The organism is Agrococcus sp. BE272 (assembly GCF_031457935.1).
In the GTDB taxonomy this organism is placed as follows: domain Bacteria; phylum Actinomycetota; class Actinomycetes; order Actinomycetales; family Microbacteriaceae; genus Agrococcus; species Agrococcus sediminis.
This window is the reverse complement of the sequence record NZ_JAVDXL010000001.1, coordinates 372,307-384,102: the sequence shown is the minus strand read 5'-3', so window position 1 is coordinate 384,102 and position 11,796 is coordinate 372,307. Positions and strand designations below refer to the sequence as shown.

12 protein-coding genes are annotated in these 11,796 nt (G+C 73.2%); 5 read left to right on the top strand and 7 right to left on the bottom strand.

All coding sequences use genetic code 11. The annotated features are described in order from the left end of the window. The first annotated feature begins 73 nt into the window (after positions 1 to 73). The 3 genes from J2X49_RS01800 to groL all read left to right on the top strand — a co-directional run bounded on the left by J2X49_RS01800 (position 74) and on the right by groL (position 2,696). Positions 74 to 427, top strand: coding sequence for a DUF3263 domain-containing protein (locus J2X49_RS01800; protein ID WP_310121819.1), 354 nt, complete (start codon positions 74 to 76; stop codon positions 425 to 427). Beyond that, positions 424 to 966, top strand: coding sequence for a LytR C-terminal domain-containing protein (locus tag J2X49_RS01795; RefSeq protein WP_310121817.1), 543 nt, complete (start codon positions 424 to 426; stop codon positions 964 to 966). The genes J2X49_RS01800 and J2X49_RS01795 overlap by 4 nt, the downstream gene beginning before the upstream one ends. Before the next feature lie 110 nt (positions 967 to 1,076). Beyond that, a complete protein-coding gene (gene groL / locus J2X49_RS01790; RefSeq protein ID WP_128188565.1) occupies positions 1,077 to 2,696 on the top strand; it encodes a chaperonin GroEL in 1,620 nt (539 codons plus the stop codon). Positions 2,697 to 3,066: 370 nt separating this feature from the next. Here the strand turns inward: groL and J2X49_RS01785 are convergent, their stop codons facing one another. The 6 genes from J2X49_RS01785 to J2X49_RS01760 form a co-directional block, all read right to left on the bottom strand. Next, the gene (locus J2X49_RS01785; protein WP_128188566.1) at positions 3,067 to 3,357 is read right to left on the bottom strand and encodes a WXG100 family type VII secretion target; all 291 of its coding nucleotides are present in this window, start codon (positions 3,355 to 3,357) and stop codon (positions 3,067 to 3,069) included. Positions 3,358 to 3,419: 62 nt separating this feature from the next. Next, on the bottom strand, positions 3,420 to 5,030 hold the full coding sequence (locus tag J2X49_RS01780) for a HAMP domain-containing sensor histidine kinase (protein WP_310121810.1): 1,611 nt from the start codon (positions 5,028 to 5,030) through the stop codon (positions 3,420 to 3,422). Beyond that, positions 5,031 to 5,726, bottom strand: a complete 696-nt coding sequence (locus J2X49_RS01775) for a response regulator transcription factor (protein WP_310121807.1) — start codon at positions 5,724 to 5,726, stop codon at positions 5,031 to 5,033. It lies immediately after the preceding gene. A 64-nt stretch (positions 5,727 to 5,790) separates the two neighbouring features. Next, the gene (locus J2X49_RS01770; protein WP_310121805.1) at positions 5,791 to 7,443 is read right to left on the bottom strand and encodes a DNA repair helicase XPB; all 1,653 of its coding nucleotides are present in this window, start codon (positions 7,441 to 7,443) and stop codon (positions 5,791 to 5,793) included. Between the two features lie 101 nt (positions 7,444 to 7,544). Then, entirely contained in the window at positions 7,545 to 9,221 is a 1,677-nt protein-coding gene (locus J2X49_RS01765) for a helicase-associated domain-containing protein (protein ID WP_310121804.1), read from the bottom strand. Continuing rightward, positions 9,221 to 9,532, bottom strand: a complete 312-nt coding sequence (locus J2X49_RS01760; protein ID WP_164877040.1) for a hypothetical protein — start codon at positions 9,530 to 9,532, stop codon at positions 9,221 to 9,223. Before J2X49_RS01760 ends, J2X49_RS01765 begins: the two co-directional genes overlap by 1 nt. A 95-nt stretch (positions 9,533 to 9,627) precedes the next feature. Here J2X49_RS01760 and J2X49_RS01755 point away from each other — a divergent pair, with 95 nt between their 5' ends. Both J2X49_RS01755 and J2X49_RS01750 read left to right on the top strand, forming a co-directional pair. Continuing rightward, positions 9,628 to 10,002 carry a cold-shock protein gene (locus J2X49_RS01755; protein ID WP_146355429.1) on the top strand — a complete coding sequence of 125 codons (375 nt, stop codon included), beginning with the start codon at positions 9,628 to 9,630 and terminating at the stop codon, positions 10,000 to 10,002. Further along, a complete protein-coding gene (locus J2X49_RS01750; protein ID WP_310121798.1) occupies positions 9,986 to 10,651 on the top strand; it encodes a DUF3027 domain-containing protein in 666 nt (221 codons plus the stop codon). Before J2X49_RS01755 ends, J2X49_RS01750 begins: the two co-directional genes overlap by 17 nt. On the opposite strand, the gene serC is transcribed toward J2X49_RS01750, so the two are convergent. Continuing rightward, on the bottom strand, positions 10,652 to 11,752 hold the full coding sequence (serC, locus tag J2X49_RS01745; RefSeq protein ID WP_310121796.1) for a phosphoserine transaminase: 1,101 nt from the start codon (positions 11,750 to 11,752) through the stop codon (positions 10,652 to 10,654). It lies immediately after the preceding gene. Positions 11,753 to 11,796 lie beyond the last annotated feature (44 nt).

Below are 11,796 nucleotides of genomic sequence, written 5' to 3'. Positions count from 1 at the left end.
GCCTCGATGCTACGCCCGCCCGGCTCGCGTTTCGCGGTGAGCGGACGCCTGCGCCGGTCGTAGGATCGAGGGCATGCCGACCGACCCTCGCCCGCGCAGGGAGGCCTCCGCCGACGAGGCGGCCGCCCTCGCGTTCGCGGCCGCGGACTCGCGGACCGAGCCCGCGTCGCCGGGCCCGGCGGCGGTGACGGATGCGTCGGCGCACGACCTGCAGGCGGCGCGCGAGGCGCGCATCCGCCGCCTCCTCGACTTCGAGGCCGGCTGGACGAGCCACGGCGGAGCGAAGGCGCGCGCGATCCGCGCCGAGTTCGGCTGGACGACGACCCGCTACTATCAGGTGCTCGACGGCGTGCTCGAGACGACCGAGGCGCTGCGCCACGACCCGATGCTCGTGCGGCGGCTGCTCAGCCTGCGCGAGGGCCGGTGAGCCGGCCGCACCGCGTCGGCGCCCACCGATCGGCGTCGACGCGCAGCTGGCCGCGCTGGGCGATCCTGCTGGGCGCGCTCGCGATCGCCGTCGTGCTGACGGCGGTCGGCCTCTTCGTGCTCGACCGGCTCCGGCCGCAGGCTCCGGTGCCGACCGAGACCGCGCCGGCCGTGGTGACCGACCCGAGCCAGATCGACCCGGCGCTCGACGCATCCATCACCGTGCTCGACGAGGACGGCGACGACCACGCCTTCGCGGCGGGCGTCGGCCAGGCGCTCGCGGACGCCGGCTGGCCGGTGGTGGCGACCGGCGGCAGCACGGGCGGCGACGACCGCACGGTCGTGTGGTTCGACGCGCCCGAGCTCGAGCCGGTCGCGCGCGGCATCACCCAGCAGCTGGGGGTCGGCGAGGCGCTGCAGTCGGACGGCCGCATCTCGGGCACGCCCATCACGGTGGTGCTCGGCACGGATGCGGTGGGCACCGCGCCGAGCACGGAGCCGGACGTCGACAGCGAGGTCTCGCGCGCGCCCGAGCCCTGAGCCTCGCGCGGCTTGCACTCGCATGGGTCGAGTGCCAGACTTGGCTACTGGCACTCCCTTCGTCGGAGTGCCAGTTGAACGTCCACAGCGTCCAGGAGGGACGAACTGCAATGGCAAAGATGATCGCATTCAACGAGGAGGCCCGTCGCGGGCTGGAGCGTGGACTCAACACGCTCGCCGACGCGGTGAAGGTGACCCTCGGCCCGCGCGGCCGCAACGTCGTGCTCGAGAAGAAGTGGGGCGCCCCCACCATCACGAACGACGGCGTCTCGATCGCCAAGGAGATCGAGCTCGAGGAGCCGTTCGAGAAGATCGGCGCCGAGCTCGTCAAGGAGGTCGCGAAGAAGACCGACGACGTCGCCGGCGACGGCACGACGACGGCCACCGTGCTCGCTCAGGCGCTCGTCCGCGAGGGCCTGCGCAACGTGGCTGCGGGCGCCGACCCGATCAGCCTCAAGCGCGGCATCGAGAAGGCCACCGCCGCGGTGAGCGAGCAGCTGCTCGCCAACGCCAAGGAGGTCGAGACCAAGGCGGAGATCGCCGCGACGGCATCGATCTCGGCCGCCGACCCGGAGATCGGCGAGCTCATCGCCGAGGCCATCGACAAGGTCGGCAAGGAGGGCGTCGTCACCGTCGAGGAGTCGAACACCTTCGGCACCGAGCTCGAGCTCACCGAGGGCATGCGCTTCGACAAGGGCTTCCTGTCGCAGTACTTCGTCACGGACCCCGAGCGCCAGGAGACGGTCTTCGAGGACCCGTACATCCTGATCGTCAACTCGAAGATCTCGAACATCAAGGACCTGCTCCCGATCGTCGACAAGGTGATCCAGGCGGGCAAGCAGCTCGTCATCATCGCCGAGGACGTCGAGGGCGAGGCCCTGGCCACGCTCGTCGTGAACAAGATCCGCGGCATCTTCAAGTCGGTCGCCGTCAAGGCCCCCGGCTTCGGCGACCGCCGCAAGGCGATGCTCGCCGACATGGCGATCCTCACGGGCGGCCAGGTGATCTCCGAGGAGGTCGGCCTCAAGCTCGAGAACGCCACGCTCGACCTGCTGGGCCGTGCGCGCAAGGTCGTCATCACGAAGGACGAGACGACCATCGTCGAGGGCGCCGGCGAGGCCGACGCGATCGCCGGTCGCGTGCGCCAGATCCGCTCGGAGATCGAGAACACCGACAGCGACTACGACCGCGAGAAGCTGCAGGAGCGGCTCGCGAAGCTCGCCGGCGGCGTGGCCGTCATCAAGGCGGGTGCCGCGACCGAGGTCGAGCTGAAGGAGCGCAAGCACCGCATCGAGGACGCCGTGCGCAACGCGAAGGCAGCCGTCGAGGAGGGCATCGTCGCCGGTGGTGGCGTCGCCCTCATCCAGGCCGCGAAGACCGCGTTCGAGGGCCTCGAGCTCACGGGCGACGAGGCGACGGGCGCGAACATCGTGCGCGTGGCCGTCGACGCTCCGCTGAAGCAGATCGCGCTCAACGCCGGCCTCGAGCCGGGCGTCGTCGCCGAGAAGGTGCGCGGCCTCCCGGTCGGCCACGGCCTCAACGCCGCCACGGGCGAGTACGTCGACATGCTCGCCGCGGGCATCGCCGACCCGGTGAAGGTGACGCGCTCCGCGCTCGCCAACGCCGCGTCGATCGCCGGCCTCTTCCTCACCACGGAGGCCGTCGTCGCCGACAAGCCCGAGAAGGCGCAGGCCATGCCGGCCGACCCGACGGGTGGCATGGACTTTTGAGTCCGCAGGCGTCAGGTCCGCGACGCGGACCTGACGCCGGAGGACTCAAGGTCGAGTAGCGGCCGCCGACGGCGGCCGCGTATCGAGACCCCGTCCACCGAGCGAAGGGCCCCAGCAGCAATGCTGGGGCCCTTCGCCGTGTCATGGTCTCGATACGCCGCCTGCGGCGGCTACTCGACCAGCGGGAGGGGTGAGCTCCTGCTCGACCAGCGGAGGACAGCCCCGCGGCGGTGGTCTCGATACGCCGCCTGCGGCGGCTACTCGACCAACGGGTGGGGTGAGGTCCTGCTCGACCAGCGGGAGGCGCCCCGCGGCGGTGGTCTCGACTCGCGGCCTGCGGCCGCGGCTCGACCACCGGAGGCAGCGAGGGTCAGCCGGCGAACATCCGCGCGTTGCCCTGCTCCACCTCCGCGTACTGCCTGCCCGCGTGCGCGAGCGCCTCGTTGATGCTCGCGAGCGACTCCTCCACCCGCAGCTGGGTGGCGCGCCAGTCCTGCAGCACGCCCTGGAACGCGACGGACGCCTGCCCCGTCCACGAGTCCTGGAGCGCCTGCAGCTGTCCGTGCATGGCGGCGGCCTCGGACTGCAGCCGCGAGGCGGTGCCGCGCACCGCCACGTGCGCGCCGTGGATGGCGTCGGCGTCGACGACGAACCTGCTCATGATGCCCTCTCTCCTGCGCGGCGCATCCGCGCTCGAGGGCACACCGTACGGAGTTCGGCGCCTCAGGCGAGCCCGCGCAGCGGCACCTGTGGATCGCGGGCGCCGCCGGTGGTGGTGCTCGCGTCGGGGCGCAGCCGCTCGCTGAGCGCCATGACGGCGCGGTCGTCGGCGAGCGGGATGGCGATGCGGAACGTCGCGCCGCCGCCCGGCGTGTCCACCACGTCGACCCGCCCGTGGTGGGCGCGCACGATGCCGCGCACGATCGCGAGGCCCAGCCCACTGCCGCCACTCTCGCGCGTGCGCGAGGGGTCGGCGCGGTAGAAGCGCTGGAAGATGCGGTCGCGGAGGTCGTCGGGCACGCCGGGCCCGTGGTCGATCACGAGCACGATCGCCTCGCGGCGGCGCGTCGCGACGCCGACGCCGAGCTCGATCGGGCTGCCCTCGGGCGTGTAGCGCAGCGCGTTGCCGATCAGGTTGGAGATCACCTGCCGCAGCGAGAGCTCGTCGCCCAGCACGATCGCGGGTGGCGTGAGCGGCGGCGGCGTGAAGAGCGCGGTCGGCGCGTCGTCCTCCGCGCCAGCGACCGGGCCGAGCGCGTCCGCGTCGACCGGCAGCACCTGCACGTGCCGCTCGGGGGCGCCGACGCGGGTGTCGCTCGCCGCGTCGTTGACGAGCGGCACGAGGTCGAGCGGCTGCAGGTCGAGCGGCCGGCGCTCGTCGAGGCGCGCGAGCTGCAGGAGGTCCTCCACGAGTCGCGCCATGCGCTTCGCCTCGCCCTCGATGCGCTCCATGGCGCTGCCGACATCCTCGGGCTTCGTGATCGCGCCCATCCGGTAGAGCTCGGCGTAGCCGCGCACCGACACGAGCGGCGTGCGCAGCTCGTGGCTCGCGTCGCCCACGAACTGCCGCATCTGCGCGACCGACTCGTCGCGCTGCTCGATCGCGGCCTCGATGCGGTCGAGCATGGCGTTGAGCGATTGCTGGAGCGAGCCCACCTCGGTGTGCGGGTGCTCGCCCGTCAGACGCGTGTCGTAGTCGCCGTCGGCGAAGCGCTGCGCCTCCGACGCGACGCGGCGCAGGCCGCGCAGGGTCGACACGGCGAGGATGCGCGTGAGCGCCGCGCCCAGCACGACCGCGAGCCCCGAGAACCCGGCGAACACGAGGGTGAAGGTGGCCGTCGACGTCTCGATCGAGGTCATGTCGGCGGCCACGATCGAGACCAGCAGCTCGCCCGAGCCCTCGACGGTCGTCGGCGCCACGAGCATCCGCCACCGGGTCTGGCCGTCGATCGACGGCACGGTGAACGCCTCCTCCTCGCTGACGACCGTGCCGATGTCGATGCCGCTCACGTCGGGGTTGGCCGGCCCCGGGAGCTTGTTGTCGCACAGGACGGTGCCGGATGCATCGGCGACGCCCAGGAAGTAGGTGTTCGGCATGCGCTGCGCCAGGTCGCACTGCTCGGGCGAGTCGGAGCGCGTCACCGGCTCGCTCGTGAACGCGCGCATCGCCTGCTCGATCTCGATGTCGCGCTCGGCGAGCTGCGCGTCGCGGATGATCGCGAGCGTGCCGACGCCGGCGAGCGCGAGGCCGAGCGCCATCACGAGCACCGTCAGCGCGCTGATGCGCCCGGCCAGCGACATGCGGCCGAGCAGGCTCCTGAGGCGCTCGACCACCTACGCCTTGGGGGACTTCAGCATGTAGCCGAAGCCGCGCTTCGTGACGATCATCGGGTCGCTGCTGCCGTCGTCGATCTTGCGGCGGAGGTACGAGATGTACGACTCGACGATGCCGACGTCGCCGTTGAAGTCGTACTCCCACACGTGGTCGAGGATCTGCGCCTTCGACAGCACGCGGTTCGCGTTGAGCATGAGGTAGCGCAGCAGCTTGAACTCGGTGGGGGAGAGCTCGATCTCGGCGCCGCGCACCGTCACCTCGTGCGTGTCCTGGTTCATCGCCAGCTCGCCGACGTGGATGGTCGCGTCGTCGGCCTCGGCCATCGTGCGGCGGAGGATCGCCTTGATGCGCGCGATGATCTCGTCGAGCGAGAAGGGCTTCGTGACGTAGTCGTCGCCGCCGACGGTGAGGCCGGTGATCTTGTCCTCCGTGTCGTCCTTCGCGGTGAGGAAGAGGATGGGCGAGGTGAAGCCCGATGCGCGGAGGCGCTTGGTCACGCCGAAGCCGCTGATGTCGGGGAGCATCACGTCGAGCAGGATGAGGTCGGGCTCGTCCTCGAGCACCGCCGAGATGGCGGCGGCGCCCGCGCCGACGGCGCGCACGTCGAAGCCCGAGAACCTCAGGCTCGTGGTCAGCAGGTCGCGGATGTGGGGCTCGTCGTCGACGACGAGGATCTTGGCGCTGGGTTCGGTCATGGGCAAAGTCTCTGGTCGTCCGCTGAGTGCTTCCTGAGAACCAGCGGGACGTCGGTGCACGCGATCAGACGATCGCGTGGTCGGCGACGCCGAGGTCGTGCTCGTCGAGGATCGTGTAGGCGTAGCCCTGCTCCGCGAGGAAGCGCTGCCGGCCGAGCGCGAACTCCTGGTCGACCGTGTCGCGCGCGACGACGGTGTAGAAGCTCGCGGTGCGGCCGCCCTTCGGTCGCAGCAGCCGGCCGAGGCGCTGCGCCTCCTCCTGCCGCGAGCCGAACGAGCCCGAGACCTGCACCGCGAGCGACGCATCCGGCAGGTCGACCGAGAAGTTGGCGACCTTCGACACCACGAGCACCCGCTCGCTGCCGTCGCGGAACGCCTGGAACAGCTGCTCGCGCTCGGAGACGGGCGTCTCGCCGGTGATGAGCGGCGCGTCGAGCGCGGCCGCGAGCTCCTCGAGCTGGTCGAGGTACTGGCCGATCACGAGCGTCGGCTCGTCGGGGTGCTGGTCGAGGATGCGCCGCACGGTCTGGATCTTGCGGGGGCTGGAGGCGGCGATCCGGTAGCGGTCGCGGTCGGTGGACGCGGCGTACTCGAGCCGCGCGTCCTCGTCGAGGTCGATGCGCACCTCGAAGCACGCGGCGGGCGCGATGAAGCCCTGCTGCTCGATCTCCTTCCAGGGCGCGTCGAACCGCTTCGGGCCGATGAGGCTGAAGACGTCGGACTCGCGGCCGTCCTCGCGCACGAGCGTCGCGGTGAGGCCGAGGCGGCGACGCGCCTGCAGGTCGGCGGTGAGCTTGAAGACCGGCGCCGGCAGCAGGTGCACCTCGTCGTAGACGATGAGGCCCCAGTCGAGCGCGTCGAGCACGCCGAGGTGGGCGTACTCGCCGCCGCGCTTGACGGTGAGGATCTGGTAGGTCGCGATCGTGACCGGCTTGATCTCCTTGCTCTGCCCGGAGTACTCGCCGATCTCGTCCTCGGTGAGGCTCGTGCGCGCGAGCAGCTCGCTGCGCCACTGCCTGGCCGACACGGTGTTCGTGACGAGGATGAGCGTGGTGGTGTCGGTCGCGGCCATGGCCGCAGCGCCGACGATCGTCTTGCCCGCGCCGCACGGGAGCACGACGACGCCCGAGCCGGCCTCGGAGAAGTGCGTCACCGCATCCGACTGGTACGGCCGCATGCTCCAGCCGTCCTCGACGAGGTCGATCTCGAGCGGGGTGCCGGGCGTGTAGCCGGCGAGGTCCTCGGCGGGCCAGCCGAGCTTCACGAGCTCCTGCTTCAGCTCGCCCCGGGCCCAGTCGACGACGCGGATGCCGTCGCCGGCGGGGCCGCCGAGCAGCGGCGCGATCTTGCGCGAGCGCCGCACCTCCTCGAGCACCGGGCGGTCCTGGCTGCGCAGCACGAGCCCCTCGTCGTCGCGCTCGATGACGAGGCGGCCGTAGCGGCCGATCGTCTCGCGGATGTCCTGCGCGACGCCGGCGGGCACGGGGAACTTCGCGTGCCGGTCGAGCGTGCCGATGATCTCGTCGGCGGTGTGGCCGGCGGCGCGCGCGTTCCACAGGCCGAGGCGCGTGACGCGGTAGGTGTGGATGTGCTCGGGCGCGCGCTCGAGCTCGGCGAACACCTGCAGCGCCTGCCTCGCGGCGGCGGCGTCGGGGTGTGCGACTTCGAGCAGCACAGTCCTGTCGGACTGGACGATGAGCGGGCCGGGCTGATCCATAGCGTTCCAGCCTACTGCCGCGCGGTGGAGCTGAGGCGACGACGCCTTCGCGTCGTCGCCGCGACCCCAGCGCTGACGTCCGTCCCGGACATCAGGAGGCGTCAGCTCAGCGCACCCAGCCCCGCGACCTTCGTGATCGCGCTGAGCGGCAGCGTGCGCTCGACGTCGCGGTTCGCGTCCCGCGCGCGGAGCCGGCCGTTCGCGACGGCGAGCGGCACGAGCTCGATGTCGACCGGATCGGTGGCGGTCATGAGCGTCAGCCGCACCGGCACGCGCTCGCGCACGGCCGTCTGCAGCTGCCGCTCGAGCCAGGCGCGCTCGTGCTCGCCCACCTCGAAGCCGGCGTCGCGCAGGCGCGCCACGAGCCGGTGCTGCTCGCGCTCGCGCCGCGGGGCGCGCTCGGGCACGCGCACGACCAGCTCGCCGTGCTCGTCCTCGAGCACCGCGGGGTAGCGCTCGTCGAGCAGCGCGTCGAGCGACTCCTCGGCGCTCGGGCGGAAGGTGACGCGGTGGGGCCCCGTCTGCGCGGGCCCGATCGCGGCGAGCGCCCGGTCGACGGCGATGGTGCGGATGAGCTGCGCGTCGTCGCTGCGCGCCTGCGAGCGCGCGCCGCCCTCGGCGACGGGGTCGACGGCGCGCACGCGCAGGCTGCCGAAGCGGGCGGCGGTGTCGCGCACGAGGTAGGCGACCGGCTGCGGGAGCCCCGTGAGCGAGGCGTCGGCGAGGAAGGCGAGCAGCCCCTCGGCGGTCTCGCCGCCCGCGAGGCCCGCGGTGATGCTCTGCGCCGTGATGCGCCACTGCGAGGCGATGCCGGCGCGCTCGATGCGGGCGATGCGGCGCAGGCGCGACTCGACCTCGGGCGTGAGCGGCCCGGGTGCGACGGCCGACAGGTCGGGCTGGAGGTAGACGGATGCGGTGGCCGGGGGCACGTGGGCGGCGAGCGCGGCGCGGGCGGCCGGCTCGCCCTCGACGGTGCGCCCGCCCTGCAGGTCGGCGGCGAGCGTCGTGAGCGAGCCGCGATCGACGAGGCCGAGCCGCTGCGCCTGCCGGTGCTGTCGCTCGCGCACCGCGCGCTCGGCGTCGCCGGCGAGCGGGAAGCCCGCGCGCGGGTCGCCCGCGACCGCCTCGACGTCGGGGGTGGCGGCGAGCCAGGCCTGCGCGAGCACGAGCCAGCGGTCGGGCACGGGGGCGGCGAGCCAGGCGTCGGCGTCGACGGTGGCGCGCAGCCGCCCGTCGGAGCGGTCGACGAGGCCGGCGAGGAGCGCGGGCTCGAGCCGCTCCTCGAGCTGCGCCGGGTCGGCGTCCACCGCCTCGGCGAGGTCGCGCGCGACGGCCGCGGGCAGCTGGGAGCGGCTGCGGAGCACGACGGGGTGGTCGGCGATGCGGTGCACGAGCTCGGCGACCTTGATCGCCTCGTCGATCGCGAGCTGCGGCGCGGTCGGGCTCTCGATGGGCTCGGTCGCGCGCGGGGCCGCCTCGTCGAGGCCGGCGGCTTCGAGCGCCGCCCGCGCGGCGGCCCGCACGGGCGCGAGCGCGACGCCGTCGACGGCGAGCAGCAGCGCGTCGAGCCTCGGCGTCGAGCCGCCCTCGGCGAGCGCGGCCAGCTCGGCCGCCGACCGCCACCGGAGCGCCTGCGCGATCGACGCATCCGACAGCAGGTGCTCGGCGAGGTCGAACGTGGAGGAGAGCTGCAGCGGCGCCTGCCGCTCGACCACGAGCGCGTCGAGCGCGTCGTCGGGCATCGCCTGGATGCGGGCGGCGAGCGCGACGACGTCCATCAGCGCCTGCGGGCCTTGCCGGCGGCGCTCACGATCACGAGGGCGACGAGGCAGACGATCATGAGCGGCAGCGCCACGAGCGGCAGCCAGAACGCCCACTGCCACAGCGTGGCGGCGAAGAGCTCGACCGAGTCGCGGAGGCCGACGTGGAGCATGGTGGCGGCGAAGCCGAGCAGGGCGATGGCGGCGAAGGCGACGACGCCGATCGCGAGCACGCGCTCGACGAGGCCGCGCGCGGAGCGCTCCTCGGTCGCGGTGCCGCGCTCCCGCTTCCTGGGGCGCTGCGTCGGGTTGCTGCTCGCCTTCGGCATCCGACCAGGATAACGCGGTCATCCGCCCATCCGGCGCCGACTACGCTGGGGCGCAAGCGGCAGGGCGCCGCAGTGCAGACGCTGGGGAGGGTGCCATGCCGACGGGCAGGGTGAAGTTCTTCGACGAGGCCAAGGGCTTCGGCTTCATCGCCGGGGACGACGGCGTCGAGGTGTTCCTGCACGCGTCCGCTGTGCCCGAGGGCGTCGTCATCAAGCCCGGCGCGAAGGTCGAGTACGGCATCGCCGAGGGCCGTCGCGGCCCGCAGGCGCTCTCGCTGCGCACGGTCGGCGGCGCCGCGGTGAAGGCCGCCCGCCGCGACACGGAGGACATGGCGATCATCGTCGAGGACCTCGTGCGCCTGCTCGACACCATCGGCAACGACCTCCGTCGCGGCCGCTACCCGAGCGCCGCGCACGGCTCGACCGTCGCGCAGATGCTCCGGAGGGTCGCCGATGACCTCGATGCCTGAGGCCGGCGCGCCCGCTGAGGCCGACACGGCCGCTGAGGCCCACGCGCCCGCTGACGCAGCGGTGGCCGCTGACGCCGAGGCGCCCGCCGAGGCCGACGCGCAGGCGGCCGCCCCGCAGGCCGAGTCGCCCGCGCCCGTGCCCGCGACGCCGACGCTCCAGGAGCTCGAGCTCGCGATCGCCGCGCTCGACGAGGTCGCGCCGAAGGGCGCCGTGGGCGAGGTGCAGGACGCCTTCGCCGAGGGCGACCACGTGCTCGCGATCCGCCACGCCTCGACGCTCGGCGGCTACCCCGACTGGTCGTGGACGGTGCTGCTCTCGCGCGGCCTCGAGGGCGGCCCCACCGTGCTCGAGGTGGCGCTGCTGCCCGGCGAGGGCTCCCTGCTCGCGCCCGCCTGGGTGCCGTGGGCCGACCGGCTCGCCGACTACCTGGCGGCCAAGGAGGCCTCGGGCGCCGAGGGCGCGGACGACGACGACGACTTCGTCGACGACGAGGAGCTGGAGTCGGATCTCGAGGCCGACCTCGAGGACGACTTCGACGACGACTTCGCGATCGACGACGAGCACGACCTCGGCGACGACGACGAGGCGGACGACGCCGACGACGAGGCGGTCGACGCCGACGACGAGGCCGCCGGCGCCGACCGCTGACTAGCGCTCGAGCAGGAAGTCGAGGCAGCGGGTCAGCTGCAGCACGTCGGCAGGCTCGATCGCGGCGAAGGTCGCGACGCGCAGCTGGTTGCGGCCGAGCTTGCGGTAGGGCTCCGTGTCGACCACGCCGTTGGCGCGCAGCGCCTTCGCGAGCGCGGCAGCATCGACCGACTCGTCGAAGTCGATCGTGACGACGACGTCGGAGCGGTGCGCCGGGTCGGCGACGAACGGCGTCGCCTCGGCGCGCGCCTCGGCCCAGGCGTACAGCGTCGACGCCGACTCGGCCGTGCGAGCCGCCATCGCGTCGAGGCCGCCGGAGGCGAGCATCCAGCGGATCTGCTCGTCGAGCAGCAGCAGCGTCGCGAGCGCGGGCGTGTTGAGGGTCTGGTCGAGGCGGGAGTTCGTCACCGCCTGCTGCAGCGACAGGAACTCCGGGATGTAGCGGCCGGAGCCGCCGATCCGCTCGATGCGCTCGATCGCCGCCGGGGAGGCGAGCGCGAGCCACAGGCCGCCGTCGGCGGCGAAGTTCTTCTGCGGCGCGAAGTAGTAGAGGTCGCTCTCGGCGACGTCGACGGCCAGGCCGCCCGCCGCGCTCGTGGCGTCCACGACCGTGAGCGCATCCGCCTGTCCCCGGACGACCGGGTGGAAGACGCCCGTGGAGGTCTCGTTGTGCGGGTAGGCGACGACGTCGACCCCCTCGACGTCCTCGAGCGCCGGGCGCGAGCCGGGCTCGGCGCTCGCGACGCTCGGCACCTCGAGCCACGGCGCGGCAGCGGCCTTCGCGAACTTCGCGCCGAACTCGCCGAAGGTGAGGTGGTGCGAGCGGCGCTCTATCAGGCTGAAGGCCGCGGCGTCCCAGAAGGCGGTCGAGCCGCCGTTGCCGAGCAGCACCTCGTAGCCGTCGGGCAGCGAGAAGAGCTCGGCGAGCCCCTCGCGCACCGAGCGCACGAGACCCTTCACCGGCGCCTGCCGGTGGCTCGTGCCGAGCAGGTCGAGGCTCGACTGCAGGCGCGCGACCTGCTCGGGCCGCACCTTGGACGGTCCGCAGCCGAATCGTCCGTCGGCGGGCAGGAGGTCGGCGGGGATGACGATGTCGCTCACGCTGACGATCCTACGAGCGCGGCGACAATAGGGTGGAGCCGGAT